The 16,003-nt window shown below is 68.5% G+C and carries 5 protein-coding genes; 4 read left to right on the forward strand and 1 reads right to left on the reverse strand.

Annotated features, from left to right (window positions below; all coding sequences use genetic code 11):
* On the reverse strand, nucleotides 1–5,656 hold a 5,656-nt coding region (locus ACFSOX_RS23070; protein WP_378480177.1), incomplete at its 3' end, for an ExeM/NucH family extracellular endonuclease.
* A 585-nt stretch (nucleotides 5,657–6,241) separates the two neighbouring features.
* Between ACFSOX_RS23070 and ACFSOX_RS23075 the strand changes: the two genes are divergently transcribed.
* The 4 genes from ACFSOX_RS23075 to ACFSOX_RS23090 all read left to right on the forward strand — a co-directional run.
* Complete coding sequence (locus ACFSOX_RS23075; RefSeq protein WP_378480178.1) at nucleotides 6,242–8,074, forward strand: type I secretion system permease/ATPase; 1,833 nt, start codon at nucleotides 6,242–6,244, stop codon at nucleotides 8,072–8,074.
* 11 nt (nucleotides 8,075–8,085) lie between these two features.
* Nucleotides 8,086–9,417: an HlyD family type I secretion periplasmic adaptor subunit gene (locus ACFSOX_RS23080; protein ID WP_378480179.1), complete on the forward strand. Its 1,332-nt coding sequence runs from the start codon at nucleotides 8,086–8,088 to the stop codon at nucleotides 9,415–9,417.
* Nucleotides 9,418–9,451: 34 nt separating this feature from the next.
* Nucleotides 9,452–10,321, forward strand: coding sequence for a hypothetical protein (locus tag ACFSOX_RS23085; protein WP_378480180.1), 870 nt, complete (start codon nucleotides 9,452–9,454; stop codon nucleotides 10,319–10,321).
* Between the two features lie 290 nt (nucleotides 10,322–10,611).
* A partial coding sequence (locus ACFSOX_RS23090; protein WP_465270129.1) for a beta strand repeat-containing protein occupies nucleotides 10,612–16,003 on the forward strand: 5,392 nt, incomplete at its 3' end.

The raw sequence follows: 16,003 nt of genomic DNA on the forward strand, positions 1-16,003 counted from the left end.
CGAGGTCGTCGACGACGAAGGTGTCGTCGCCCTCGCCGCCCCACAGCTGATCCGCTCCCGTGTTGCCGTCCAGCGTGTCGTTGCCGGCAGCCCCGTAGAGGATATCGTCCCCGATCGTGCCGCGGACGAGATCGTCACCGGCGGTGCCGAACTTCGTGGCGCCGCCGACGAGAATGGTGTCGGCCCGGTAGTCGAGGTTCTGGATGCGCTTGTCGTCGGCACGGGTCGTGTCGGTGACATCGTAGGCCGTCTCGGAGTACTTCGCCGCCATGTACTCGGCGAAGGCGTCCTGCTCGGTGCCCTCGGCCGCGAAGCTCGCCACCTGGCCGTCGTCCGGCACCAGGCTCGCATCGAGATTGACGACGTTGGCGAAGGTCGGGTCCGCCGCGATGAAGCTCGCGAACGGGTAGCTGTCGCCGCCGGTGAGCAGGAAGCTCAGGGTGACGACCCGGATCGCCATGGCCGGATCGACGACCAGCTCGCTGTTCCGGACGAGGGCGAGGATCGGGTTGCCGTCCTCGTCGAGGATCGCCGCCGACTGCACGCGGTTGCCGGCCGGCAGATCCTTGTCGAACGAGAAGGAGATGCCGCCGATCTGGGCGAACTGGCCGGGAGTCGCGGTCGCCGTGGTGGCGGCGACCGCATGCTCCAGCACCTGGAGGAGCTGCGCCGCCGTGACCGTGACGAGCGACAGGGCGTTGTTGAAGCGCAGCGCGTTGGCGATGTCGAGCTGCGACACGTCGCCCGCCTCCTTGCCGACCCCCGCGTTGGCGAGCGGCGGGCTCTCGACCGCCGTGTCGCCGACCGCGTAGACGCTGCCGATCGAGTCGCGGATGCCGCCGCCGTTCTTGATCGACACCATCACGGTCGGGTCGACCTTCTGGGCGTACCAGAGGTTGGCGTCGGCCGAGAGGTCGCCGAGATTGGTCTCCTCGGTGCGGACCTCGCTGCGGCGGCCTTCCAGATAGACGGCCGTCTTGCCGAAGAGGTTGCCGTCCTGCGCGTCGATCACGGCACCGACCGCCTGGGCGATGTCGTTCACGAGATCGCCGCGGCCGCCCTCGTGGAACGGATCGGCGTCGTCGGCGTCGACGTCGCCGTCGCCGTCCACGTCGACCGTGGTGTTGCCGTTGTACAGGCTGTCCACCACCTCGTCCGTGGTGGCGTAGGCGCCGTTGACCGCGGTGTTCGGCGTGTAGATGACGTCGCCGTTCGCGTCGAAGTCGACGACGATGCGGCCGACATAGGAGTACTCGCCGGAGGTGTTGACGATCAGGGTCGTCTTACCGTCCGCGTTCGTCGTGACGATCGGGTAGGTGCCGGCCGCCGTGTCGCCGGGGGCGAGCACGTCGGTCTCGTCGGCGAGCAGCGTGTGCGAGCCGCCGGCGACGATGACGTCGACGCCGTGCAGCAGCGGGGCGAGCGCCTGCTCGAAGGCGAGCTGCTGGAGGTGGCTCACCAGGATGATCTTGTTGATACCCTGGGCGAGCAGCGCGTCGATGGTCGGCTGGATGATGGCCGCGAGCGCCGCCATGTCGTCGACGTCGTCGCCGATCACCTCGACGCCACCGGTCGACGAGATGCTCTCGACGATCTGGGTGGTGACGCCGACCACGCCGATCTTCTCGCCGCCCTCCTCCAGGATGGTGGCCGGGGCGATCTTCTTGCCGATGCCGGCGGCCGGCGGGAAGCCGGTGTAGTTACCCGCGTTTTGGATGATCGAGGTGTAGGCGCTGGCGAGGTTCGGGTCGGCCGAGAAGTCGAGGTTCGCCGCGAGATACGGGAACTGGGCGCCCGGATAGCCGGCCGTCTGCTTGATGATGTCGGCGAAGGCCTTGGTGCCCGCGTCGAACTCGTGGTTGCCGATGGCCGAGGCCTGGATGCCGATCAGGTTCAGCATCGCCATGTCGGCGGTGCCGAAACCGGGCGAGATGTTCAGGGTGCCCGGAGCGAGGTTGTACCAAGTCTCGAGCGCGGTCTCGTAGATCTCCTTCAGCGAGGCGTCGCTGCCGGCGCTGAAGAACGGGCTCGGGATGTAGTTGTCGCCCGAGGAGAGCGTGATCGAGTTGGCATAGGTGTCCTCGAGATAGTCGACGATCGCGGCGAAGTTTCCGGCGCGATCGACCGCCTTGAGGCCGGCCTCGAAATCCGAAGCATGCAGGATCTGCAGCGTGTAGGCCACATGCGGGCCGACGGCCGCCTGGATGCCCGCACGATCGAGCGTGGTGCCGTCGGCCGTGGTGATGGCCTCGACGCCGTTGCCGACGAACTGGCCCGTCACCGTGACGACGGCGCCGTCCGCCATCACGACCTGGAGATCGTCGCCCTGGCGCACGTACTTGACGTCACCCGCATTGATGTCGAGCAGCTTCAGCACGTCGACGTCGGTGCTCGAGCCGGGCAGATCGAGGATGGTGTCCGACCCGTCGCCGAGCTTGTACAGGTAGGTGTCCGAGCCTTCGCTGTCTTCGATCGTGTCGTTGCCCGCGCCGCCGATGACGGTGTCGTCGCCATTGCCGGACAGGATGGCGTCGTTGCCGGCACCGCCGTCGAGCAGGTCGGCGCCCGCGCTGCCGAACACGTCGTCGTTGCCCGCACCGGCGAGAGCGATGCCGCTCGCGGCGACGGACACCGAGTCGTCGGTCGCCGTGCCGAGCGCCAGCTCGCGCACGCCGTCGGCGAACTTGAGCGAGGTGACGTTGCTGAGCGTGGTGCTGCCGTCCGGCGATCCCGCCCGCGTGTCGGTGATCGTCACCGAGCCGTTGGCGTTGAGCGCGAACGCGTAGTCGGCGAGAACGCCCGAGAACGTCTTGCCTCCGAGGTTCAGCCCGATGATCAGCGGGTCGTGATCGGAGGAGCGGGCCGGGCTCGAGCCGTCGAAGATGCTCGTGTCGCGGCCGTAGTTGGTGTTGTAGTCGAGCGCATCGGCCTCGTCGGCGTTGATGTGCCAGTGCGTCGTGCCGGTCACCTGGCCGGCCATCGTGCCGTTGGCGAAGATGTCGTCGAGCGTGCCGGTCTGGCCGTCGTAGACGTAGGAGTACTCGCCGTTGCCGACGCCGAGATTGGTGTAGCCGGCGTTCTCGATGATCTTGATCGCGTCTTCCTTGGCGTAGGCGTTGAAGTCGCCGAGCAGCAACACGTCGCTGTCGCCGGAGCCGGTCGGGTCCGAGGCGGCCCAGGCGGTCAGCGCCGTGGCGGCGAGCTCGCGCTGGTTCTGCCAGTTGCCCTGGCCGTCGCCCTGGTCGGCGTCGGCACCCGTGCCGGTGCCGCTCTTCGACTTCAGGTGGTTGGCGATCGCCGTGAACGACTCGCCGGTGGCGATCTCGGTGAAGCTCACCGCCAGCGCGTTGCGGCTGGTGTTGGTGCCGTCGAAGACGTGCCCGACCGAGCTCTGGCCGGTCAGCCCCGAGAGGCCGAGCCCGGCGAGGTCGCCGTCGTCGAGGATCTCCACCGTCGTGCCCGCCGTGATCGCGACCGTCGCCGGCTTGTAGATGAAGCCGACCGCGATGGCGTCGCTGCCGACGAACTTCTGACCCGGGTTCACCCAGGCATAGGTGCCGGCGCCGAGCACGGCGTTCAGTTGCTCGACCAGGTAGGCGATGGCGTTGCCGTCGGAGCCGACCTCGAAGTCGTTCTCCAGCTCGACCAGCGCGAGCACGTCGGCATTCATCGCGACGATGGCGGTGACCAGCTTCTCGGTCTGACGGGCGAACTCGGTGGCGTTCTCGGCGCCGCGCCGCGCCACGCCGATGTCGGTGTTCCCGGTCAGCGTGGTGAAGTAGTTGAGCACGTTGAAGCTCGCGACCTTGAGCCGGCCGCCGACGTCCTCGGGCGCCTCGGTGCGCGGGGTGGTGCTGACGAAGGTGTTGTCGTCGTTCTCGATCGCCCGCACCCGCCAGGTCGAGCCGGAGCTCGAGTTACCGGCCCACTGATAGTCGAGCACGCCGGTCAGCCCGGTGATGGTGTCGCCCATGCGCGGAGCGTTCGCGGTGGCGTAGTTCGGCGCCGTGCTCGGGTCGTCGTTCGGATCGAGGCCCGAGACGTTGCCGATCGGGGCGTTCTCGGTGAGCAGGCCGTCGTCGTAGGCGATGGTGCGCGAGCCGAGCGCCTGCAGATAAGCCTGGTAGGCGGCGGCGTCCGGATCGTGGATCTGCGTGAAGGTCTCGGGACGATCGCCGGCGACCAGCTTCATCTCGTTGAAGCGGTCGAGATTGTACTGCTCGGTGATGGTGAGCGTCTGCGGAATGGTGATCAGCATGCCCTCGTAGGCCTCGAGGTCGGGCTGGTAGTCGCCGTCCTGGCTGAGCGTCGTGCCGATGCTCGGCAGGTCGACGACGACCGCCATGCTGTGGACGTCGGCGACCGCGCCGGCCTCGATGACCGCGACGGACGTCGCGGTCACCTCGGTCATGCCGAAATACTCGCTGACCACGCCGGTGACGCGCACCCGGTCGCCCAGGTTGACGTTGGTGAGACCGCCATAGACGAAGATGCCTTCGGAGGTGAGCGGGTTCCCGTCGGAGTCCGAGGCCTCCTCCTGCAGGTAGAAGCCGTTGAGGTTGCGCGCGTTGTCGCCGTCGCCGTTCTGGAAGTCGCCGACCACGATCGCGTCGATCGTGACGGTCTGGCCGACCATCGGGCTCGACGCACCGGAGCCCTGCACGGCGCTGATCTTGGTGACCGCCACGTCGTCGTTGACGATGGTGCCGGTGCCGGTGCCGGTGCCGATGGCCGTCGTTCCCGTCGTGTTGACGACGTTCGACAGGGCGACCGTGAAGGTCTCGTTGCCTTCGTTGATCGTGTCGCCGTAGATGGTGATCGAGACCTGCTGGGTGGCGGGGCCGCCCGCCGCGAAGGTGAGCGTGCCGTTCTGGGCGACGTAATCGCTGCCCGCCGTGGCCGTGCCGTTGGCGGTGGCGTAGTTGACCGAGAACGCCGTGGAGGTGTCGCTGCGGGTGACCGTGAAGGTCATCACCTTGGTGCCGCTGTCGCCCTCGAGGACGCTGACGCTGTCGATCGACACGGTCGGGATCGGCGCGGGTGCCTTCGCCGTCAGGGAGAAGTTGTCGATCGCCAGGCCGTCGTCCGCGCCGCTGGGGTCGTAGTCGGTCCAGCGGAGCATGAACGTGGCGCCGGGCGCGATGTTCAGCCCGGTGATCGTGTAGGCGATGGTGGTGCCGTAGGTGTTGCCGTTGACGGCGCCGACCGAGAGCGACGAGTTCGGGGTGCTGAAGTCGAGCTGGTCGACGTCGATCCAGGTTCCGGACGTGACGCTGGTGGCGTTCAGGCTGTACTGGAAGTCGAGGCGATCGGCGCGGCCGGTGCCGCCGAGGCGCCATTCCTCGCCCCGGTAGCTGATCTCGAGCGAGGTGATCACCGTGCCGGTGTCGTTGGTGAAGCCGACGCCGATGACCGGATCGAGGGTGCTGCTGCGCAGCGTCCCGAGCGCCCGGTCGGTCGACCCCGACGCGCCGTAGCTGTAGATGTCGCCGGTGTTGCTGCTGCCGGTGTCGACCGTGTACTGCTCGTTGTTCCGGGCGCTCGTGCCTTCTTCGTTGATGATCCAGCCCGTGATGGTCAGGGCGCCCGAGGTCGTCAGCGTATCGAAGTTCTGCGTGTACGCCACGTCGAGGGCGGCGAGCGAGATGTTCGGCATGGGATGTCCCGAAAGTGGTCTCACGGCGCGCGAGACTTGGGGCCGACCTCCGGTTCCCCGGACGACCCCCCGACCTCGACGGCGTGCGTTACGGTTTATGTTAACGGAGCGTTAACATCGGCGCGGCGGCACCATATGGGAGGCTTCGCAACAGCCGAATGACTGCCTCTTGAAATGATAATGAAGTTAATTTGAAACACACCGTATGCGCGGAACGATACCGGGGACATGCGCCGGAAAGACCGCCCTGGGGTGACGCGCCGGCACGCCCACCGCTTGCCGGTTGCAGGCAAGAGCGTCCACCGACATCCTGATTCAGTTCCGCAACTCCGAAAGCTGACCCCTGAATACGGAGCCGCTCGTCGACTCGCAGGCCGCGTGCCGGGGGCGGCCGGGACGACGCTCGGGCGGTGCGACGGGGCGCGCCAGGGCCGCGACGGCTCCGGCTTTCACACCGGAATATGATGTGGTCCGACATCATGATTCGTGACATCGGTCGCGTTCGTCACATGATTGACGTCTGGAAACGTTAACGAAACGGACCGCCGCGCCTCGCGGCAGTCCTGCCAGGTCGATCGACACGTCATGAGCGTACCGCCTCGTCCGGCCGCATCCGGGGTGTCTCCCTCCGGGCCGAGCCGCTCCGGACCGTCCGCCGCCGGCCGCCCGCCGCAGCGCGATCTCCTCGTCGAGGCGCTGGCCGCGTGCCGCGGCGCCTTCGTCGCGGTCGGGCTGTTCTCGGCCGTCGTCAACGTGCTGATGCTCACCGGCTCGCTCTACATGCTGCAGGTCTACGACCGGGTCATCCCGTCGCGCAGCATCCCGACCCTGGTGGCGCTCTCGCTCCTCGTGCTGGTGCTCTACGCCTTCCAGGGCGTGTTCGACTGGCTGCGCCAGCGAATCCTCAACCGGATCGGGGCGGCGCTGGACGGCGCGCTGTCCGCGCCGATGGTGGCGGCGATCCTGCGGGCGCCGATGCAGGGCGGACGCGGCGACGGCCTGCAGCCGTCGCGCGACCTCGACACGGTCCGCTCGTTCCTGTCCGGGCTCGGGCCGACGACCCTGTTCGACCTGCCCTGGATGCCGCTCTACGTCGCCGGCTGCTTCCTGCTGCACCCCTATCTCGGCTGGACCCTGGTGGGCGGCGCCGTGGTGCTGTTCGGCCTCGCGCTCCTCACTGAGCTGCTCACCCGCGCTCCGACCCGCGAGGTCGCGCGCAGCAGCGCATTGCGAGCCGTGCAGCTCGAGGCGGGCCGGCGCAATGCCGAGATCGTCAAGGCGCTCGGCATGGAGCCGCGGCTGATCGCCCGGTTCCGCGACGCCAACGACGCCCATGTGGCGGCCCACCAGCGCAACGCCGACGTGGCCGGCGCGCTAGGGGCGACCTCGAAGGTGCTGCGCTTCATGCTGCAGTCGGCCATGCTCGGTATGGGCGCCTGGCTGGTGATCGAGGGCATGGCGTCGAGCGGCGTGATGATCGCGTCGTCGATCATGAGCAGCCGGGCGCTGGCGCCGGTCGAGCTCGCGATCGGCAATTGGCGGCCCTTCCTGGCCGCCCGCCAGGCGTGGCAGCGGCTGCGGACGGCGCTCGCCGGGATCGACCCCGACGCCCGGCCGAGCCTGGCGCCGGAGCGCGCGCGCCGGTCCCTGACGGTCGATCGGATCGCCGTCGCCGCCCCGGGCAGTTCGGCGCCGATCCTGCAGAATGTCAGCCTGGCGCTCGAGGCCGGCCAGGGCCTCGGCGTGATCGGGCCCTCGGCCTCCGGCAAGTCGACGCTGGCGCGGTCCTTGGTCGGCATCTGGCCGGCGGCGCGCGGCGAGATCCGTCTCGACGGCGCCACTCTCGACCAGTGGCCGATCGAGATGCGCGGCGCCATGATCGGCTACCTGCCGCAGGACGTCGAGCTCTTCGACGGCACGGTCGCCGAGAACATCGCCCGGTTCGATCCGAACATGAGCGACAGTGCCGTGCTGGCCGCCGCCAAGGCGGCCGGTGCCTACGACATGATCGTGGGGCTGCCGGGCGGCTTCGAGATGCGCATCGGCGAAGGCGGCGCGGCGTTGTCGGGCGGCCAGCGCCAGCGCATCGCGCTCGCCCGCGCGCTCTACAAGGATCCGTTCCTGGTGGTGCTCGACGAGCCGAACTCCGGCCTCGACGCGGAAGGGGACGCCGCCCTCACCGCGGCGATCCACGGCATCCGGGCGCGTGGCGGCATCGCCGTCATCATCGCCCATCGGCCGGCGGCGCTCGCCGCCGTCGATCAGGTGCTGGTGCTCGCGGCCGGCCAAGTGCAGGCCCTCGGCCCGAAGGACGAGGTGCTGCGCAAGCCGCTGGCCCGCCATCCGGCGTCGCCCGCGCCGGCCCCGGTGCCGCTGCACCCGGTGCCCGAGATGCGGGCGGCCGACGGCCGCGCTTGAGGAGAGATCCCGTGTCGATCGCCACCCCGCCGTCCGAGCCGCCCCGGCCGGATCCCCTGCGCGAGATCCGCGGCATCGCCCGGGCGGGTGTCGCCGCGATCGTCGTCGTCGTCGCCACGGCCGGCGCCTGGGCCGTGACGGCCCCGCTCGCCGGCGCCGTGATCGCCCCGGCCCAGATCGTCGTGGAGAGCAATGTCCGCCGCGTCCAGCACCCGACCGGCGGCGTGGTCGCGGAGATCCGCGTCGTCGACGGCGACCACGTCAAGGCCGGGGATCTTGTCGTGCGGCTCGACGAGACGGTGCCGCGCGCCAACCTCGCCGTGATCGAGGCGCAGCTCCTGCAGCTGTGGGCCCGCAAGGCGCGGCTCGAGACCGAGCGCGACGACCGCGACGCCGTGCCGGTCCCGCCGTTCCTCGCGCAACGCGGCGCCGAGACCCCGGAGGTCGCGCAGGTGATCGCCGGCGAGACCAGCGTGTTCCGCACCCGCCGCGACACCCTCGCGGGCCAGCAGCAGCAGATGCGCGAGCGGGTCGCGCAGACCCGCGAGGAGATTCGCGGGCTCGCCTCCCAGATCGCCTCGAAGCGCGAGCAGATTCGCCTGATCGGCGCCGAGCTCGAAGGCGTCCGCGAGCTCTACAAGAAGAACCTCGTCCCCTACACGCGGCTGACCACGCTGGAGCGCGAGGCCGCCCGGCTCGCCGGCGAGGAGGGCCAGCTGATCGCCGAGACGGCCCGCGCCAACGGCCGCATCGCCGAGACCGAGCTCCAGATCATGCAGCTCGTCCAGGACCGGCGCCGCGAGGTCGCCGCCGACCTGCGCGACACCGAGACCAAGATCGCCGACCTCGCCGAGCGGCGCGTCGCCGCGGTCGACCAGCTCTCCCGGGTCGACGTCCGGGCACCGCAGACCGGCATCGTCCATCAGAAGTCCGTGCACACGGTCGGGGGGGTCGTCGCGCCCGGCGAGCAGATGATGCTGATCGTGCCGGAGCGCGACCGCCTGATCGCGGAGGCGCGGATCGAGCCGCAGATGATCGACCGGGTGAAGATCGGCCAGGCCGTAAAGCTGCGCTTCACCGCGTTCGACACGACGACGACCCCCGACGTCGACGGGACGCTGGTGCACGTCGCCGCCGACCTGACCAAGGATCCGCAGACCGGCGTGCCGTATTACGTCGCCCGCGTCGCGATCGCCGAGGACACCGCCGCCCGGTTGCGCGGCAAGACGCTGCTTCCCGGCATGCCGGTGGAGGCGTATATCCAGACGGGAACGCGAACGGCTTTCGCGTATCTGCGCAAGCCGCTCGAGGACCAGCTCGCGCGGACGTTCCGGCACGACTGATCCGCGCGGGCGAACGCACGGAGACCGAGGCCCGATGGTCGGAATCGCCATCGGGATCCGATATCGTATCGGTTATCGGATCTGGTATCGTGACATATCGATCGCGATATCGAGGACCGACATCGAGAGCCGATATCGCGAGCCGAGATCAAAAGCGATATCGCGTATCGAAATCGATGTCTCGACCGCAGGGAGGCGCGCCATGACCGCAGCAGCGAGGCGGGCCGATTGTGTCGGCCGGCGCAGCGTGGCGGCGAGGATCGGGGCCGCTGCGCGGGCCTGCGTGGCGCTCCTCGTCGTCGCACTCGCGATCTGGATCGGGGCCGGGATCGGGACCGAGACCGGGGTCGGCGCCCTCGCCCAGACCGGACCGGCCGCGCAAGACAAGGCCGCGCAAGACAAGTCCGCACCGGACAAGCCCCCACAAGACAAGCCCGCACCGGAGACGTCCCCTCCGAACAACCCGGCGCAGGATCGGCCCGGTGGAGACCGGCCCGCGCGACCCGGGGCGGGTCGAGACGGGGCGGGTCGAGACGGGATCGGTCGAGATGGAGCCACCCCGGACAAGACCGTCACGCGCCGGGCCAAGGGGCCGCCCGGCAAGGACATCCGCATCGCCGTCTACGTCAACGTGAAGCCCGACTGCTCCAGCGGGCCGATGCCGACGATCCGGCTCGTGGGCGCACCGGCGCACGGCACCGTCACGCTCCGCAAGGCGACTATCAAGGCGACGAACGTGCGCGAGTGCCTCGCCCTCGAGGTGCCGGGCTTCATCGCCCTCTACCGCTCGCGCCCCGGCTTCGCCGGCGCCGACAGCGTCTCGTTGGAGGTCCGCTTCCCGGACAAGCCGCCCCAGATCCACGAGATCGCCATCACGATCGCCGACGGCGTCGAACGCATCTGAGCGAGTAGTTCGGTATCTTGGTAGCGCAGGTGCGGTCTTTTTCGCACGAAATGGTACCATTTCGGCTCGTTTCATGTTTACGTTAATTTTGTGTTATCAGGCCCCTTCATAACGCTGGCGATGTAACCGCGACGTGACCCGCGCCGGCCCCAGGGTCGGCATGCGCCGCGTCTCGGCGCCGACCGATCGACCACCGCCTCTCCGCGTGCCGGTGCCCACGACCTGCCCAAGTCGCTGCGTCCGCCGACCCGCGTCGGCGGCTCATCCGTGTTCGTCACAAGGAACTCGACATGTCCCTCGCTGCTGGTTCCATCGCCTTCACCGGATTCACCCTCAGCAATGCAGACGACGACAGCAACCGCATGGCTGTCACCTTCGTGGCGCTGGAGGCCCTCTCGGCCGGCACAATCATCACCTTCACCGACAGCAACTGGAACGGCACCACATTCGGCACGTCGGAGAGCACCTGGACCTGGACCGCGACCTCGGACATCGCCGCCGGCACCGTCGTCTCGATCGATCACATGACCGCCGATTCCTACGGCGCGCCGATCGCGGCGACCAGCAACCTCGGAACCGTGTCCTACACCGGAGTCCCCGATCCGACATTCGAATCCGAAACGCTCTATGCCTATGTCGGAGACCGGTCGTCGCCGACCTTCCTCACGGCGTTCTCGAACTGGCCGTACTACGCGAACCAGAGCGTGCTCGACGGGACCGGTCTGACCTCCGGCATCAACGCCGTCAATATCGCCGACAGCCTGCGCTCGGCGTCGATCGCCGTCTATGACGGCCCGACCTCCGGCTATGCCTCCCTGGACGACTACCGGGCGACACTCGCCACCGCGTCGAACTGGGATGCGCAGACCTCCTACAACGGCTCGCCCTATCATGACGGCACCGCGCCGGATGCGCCGTTGGCGACGGGCCCGTTCACGACCGATCCGACCGTGCAGACCGTGCGGTTCGCCGACGACTCGATCTTCGTGTCGACGAAGGAGGGCGCCGGCGGCGCGACGACGAACTTGACATTCACGATCGTCCGAAGCGGCGGGACCGACGGTGACGTCGTGTTCTCCGGAACGCTGCTGATCCCGGAGGGGAGCGGTCTCGATGCCGACGACTTCGGGGGTGTCCTGCCGACCTTCTCCGGCGTCATCGCGGACGGCGAGACGTCGGCGACGATCACCATCGCGGTTGCGGGTGACATCAAGTCGGAGGCGGACGAAGTCTTCCAGGTGAAGCTGGATCAGGTGTCGAACACCGCGTCGGCGGTGAATATCGGCGGTGCCTCGATCGCGACCGCGACGATCGTCGACGACGATCCTCCGCAGACCGTCTCGTTCACGAGCGAGTCGCGCGACGTGAGCGTGATCGAAGGCGACGACGGAACCCAGACGCTGACCTTCACGGTGCAGCGCACCGGTGGCGGCACCTTGGGCGATCTGCACTTCACGGTTCGGCTCGTTCCCGACAACTCGGCGGTCGACGACGACGACTTCGACGGCACGATGCCGACGACGATCGAGGGCGTGATCCTCGACGGTCAGGACACGGCGACGATTACGGTCGTCATCTCCGGAGACATGCGCTACGAGTCCGACGATTACTTCCGGCTCGAGATCGTGTCGGTCGAGAATGAACCGGTCGGCGCGGTGATCGACAGCTCCGGCCATGCGGCCTACGTGACCGTCGAGAACGACGATCCGGTGCCGTCCGACCTGCCGGCCGGCACCATCGCCGAAGGTCAGATCGTTCTCAGCGGCGCCATGGAGTTCACCGTCGGCGACGGTGCGCTGCTCCACGACGGTGCCGACGTTCCGGTGACATGGACCGGTTCCGCCAGCACGGCGGTGCTCCACAATCACGGCACGATCGAGAGTGACGGCTCGGCCGTGCTGACCGTGACGTCCTCGGCTCGCGGCACGCTGACGATCAACAACTACGAGGACGGCATGATCGATCGAGCACTCGATCTCAACGGTGCGCGGACCGGCACGACGATCACCATCAACAATGCGGGACTGCTGGACGGCGTCGACTCCTATGCGATCAAGATCTCGACTCAGGGCAGCGTCACCGTCGTCAACAATCTCGCCACCGGTGTGATCACGCACGAGTATGCCAGCTCCGACCTGATCAAGAACGGCAGCAATGCGACGATCAACAACTGGGGCCGGATCGTCTCGGGTGCCGACTATCACGAAGACGACGGAACGCTCGTCTACGGTGGCGACGCGATCGATTTTGGCACCGGCGTCAACGACATCGTCCACAACTACTCGGGCGGCTATATCGAGGGATCGCGCCACGCCGTGACCGGCAAGAGGGGCATGCGGATCGTCAACGACGCGGACGCGACCCTGGTCGGTCGCAACGGTTCCGGCGTCAATGTCGATAACGATGCGACGGTGGCGAACACCGTCTACGTGACGAACTACGGTACGATCATCGGCAAATCGGCCGGCTACAGCGACTCCGACGGTGATGCGATCGACACGGACGGCCTGGCCGTCATCGAGAACCACGGCACCATCGAGGGCCTGGGCCACAACGGCTATCACAATGGCGAGCCGAACGTCTCCGAAGGCATCGCGATCGGCGGCGGCACCATCGACAATTTCGAAGGCGCGACGATCTACGGCTACGGCCGTGGGATCGAGGTGGACAATTCCAGCAACGGAGCTGCGTTCGCGGCCACGCAGATTCACAATGCGGGCCTGATCCGGGGCGACGGAAATCTCCCGACGAGCGTCAGCCAGGAGTGGCTAGACCTGTTCGCCGGGCGCATCGCGGGCGGCGAGGCGATCAACATCATCGGCACGTTCGCCGACACCGTGACCAACACCGCCACCGGCAAGATCGTCGGCGGCGTGAAGATGGGCGGCGGCGCCGACACGGTCGTCAACGACGGCGCGATGACGGCGACCGGCGGCTCCGCGCTCGACACGGGCGACGGCGACGACCTCGTCGTCAACCGGGGCACCATCACGGGCGCCGTGCTGCTCGGGGCCGGCAATGACGAGCTGATCAACACCAGCACCGGCGTGATCGCGGGCGACGTCTCGTTCGGCGAGGGGAACGACAAGCTCGGCAACTCGGGCCGGATCGTCGGGACCGTCGACATGGGCGACGGCGACGACGTGATCAACCTCTATATCGGCTCCAACGGCGAAGGCGAGATCCGGCTCGGCGCCGGCAATGATCGCCTCACCGCGGACTCGTGGCTCGGTCAGAGCATCACGGTCGACGGCGGGGACGGCGACGACCAGATCACGACGGCGCGCGGCGACGATCTCGTCGAGGGCGGCGCCGGCGCCGATCTGATCTACACCAACGAGGGGAACGACACGATCGTCGCCGGCGCCGGCGACGACACGATCGACGGCGGGGCCGGTGCGGATCAGCTGTGGGGCGGCGAGGGCGACGACACGCTCGTGGGTGGCGCCGGCGACGACCTGCTCGACGGCGGCGAGGGCCGCGACACTGCCGATTACGGGGCCGACACGGCAGGCATCACGGTGGCGCTCGGCGGCGGTGTCGCCTTCGGCGTCGACTCGGGCTACGACACGCTCGTGTCCATCGAAAACGTGATCGGCGGTTCCGGCGACGACGTGCTGATCGGCGACGGTGCCGCCAACGTGCTGATCGGCAACGGCGGTGCCGACCAGCTGATCGGCGGCGGCGGCGACGACACGCTGGTGGCAGGCGCCGGTGACGTCGTGCGCGGCAACGACGGCGACGACACGATCGTCCTCTCGACGGACGGCGGAACACCGGTCTCGATCTCCGGCGACGACGGCGACGACACGCTGATGCTCGCCGGCAGCGGCAATGCCGTGCTGGACGGCGCCAAGATCACCGGCGTCGAGCATCTGGTCGTCGACGGCGGACGCTGGCAGATCGGCGCGGCGGCGGCCTATGCCGACATCGACATCAGGACCGGCGGTGCCGTCGTCGGCGGTGTCGCGCTCGGCGGCGGCCAGCACCTGACGGTCGAGACCGGCGGCGCGATGACGCTCGCCGACCAGACTCCGGCCCAGGTCAGCCTGATCGCCTGGACCGGCGGCAACCTCACCGTCGACAACGCCGGCAGCATGTCGGTCGACGACGCCAACGACTACCTGCTCTCGGCCAACGGCGTGACCGGCACGCTGGTCTTCAACAACGCCGCGGGCGCCGAGACGTTCGGCACCATCCGGCCGATCTCGCTCGGCGCGGGTTCCGTCGTGACCGTGAACAATGCCGGCACGATGGACGGCAAGACCACGGTGCTGAACTTCACGGACGTCGGCAAGCAGGCGCTCGTGACGATCAACAATCTCGCCGGCGGCACGATCACCCACGGCAATGCGAGCTCCGACGTGATCCGTGGCGGCCAGAACATGGTGGTGAACAACGCCGGAACCATCCGGTCCTCGGACGACACCTTCGAAGACGGCTGGCTGTCGACCTACGGCGGCGACGGCGTCGACTTCAACAGCGCCACCGGCGGCGTGGTCCACAACCTCGCCGGCGGCCTGATCGAGGGCTCGCGCCACGCCGTCACCGGCAAGAAGGGCCTGACGGTGATCAACGAGGCGGGTGCGACCCTGATCGGCCGCAACGGCTCCGGCATCAATGTCGACAACGACAAGACCGTGGCGAACACGGTCTACGTCACCAATTACGGCGTCATCGTGGGCAAGTCGCAGGGCTACGAGGACAGCGACGGCGACGCGATCGACACCGACGGCCTCGCTGTGATCGACAACTACGGGGTGATCCGCGGCGAGGGTCACAACGGCTATCACAACGGCGAGCCGAACGTCTCCGAGGGCATCGCGATCGGCGGCGGCACCATCATGAATCACGAAGGCGCGACGATCTACGGTTGGGGCCGGGCGATCGAGGTCGACGACTCCTCGAACGGCGCCGCCTTCGCCGCCACCACCATCACCAATGCCGGCACCATCCAGGGCGATGGCAATCTGCCGACCGGCGTCGATGCCGCCGACGCCGCGGTATTCGTAGAGCGCATCAAAGGCGGCGAGGCGATCAATCTCGTGGGGAATTGGGCCGACACCGTGACCAACACCGCCACCGGCACGATCGTCGGCGGCGTGAAGATGGGCGGCGGCGCCGACACGGTCGTCAACGACGGCGCGATGACGGCGACCGGCGGCTCCGCGCTCGACACGGGCGACGGCGACGACCTCGTCGTCAACCGGGGCACCCTCACGGGCGCCGTGCTGCTCGGGGCCGGCGCCGACGAGCTGATCAACACCAGCACCGGCGTGATCGCGGGCGACGTCTCGTTCGGCAAGGGGAACGACAAGCTCGGCAACTCGGGCCGGATCGTCGGGATCCTCGACATGGGCGACGGCGACGACGTGATCAACCTCTATATCGGCTCCAACGGAGAAGGCGAGATCCGGCTCGGCGCCGGCAATGATCGCCTCACCGCGGACTCGTGGCTCGGTCAGAGCATCACGGTCGACGGCGGCGACGGCGACGACCAGATCACGACGGCGCGCGGCGACGATCTCGTCGAGGGCGGCGCTGGCGCCGATCTGATCTACACCAACGAGGGGAACGACACGATCGTCGCCGGCGCCGGCGACGACACGATCGACGGCGGGGCCGGTGCGGATCAGCTGTGGGGCGGCGAGGGCGACGACACCTTCGTCGTCGACGACCTCG

It is taken from the genome of Rhodoplanes azumiensis, from assembly GCF_042682915.1.
Classification (GTDB): Bacteria; Pseudomonadota; Alphaproteobacteria; order Rhizobiales; family Xanthobacteraceae; genus Rhodoplanes; species Rhodoplanes azumiensis.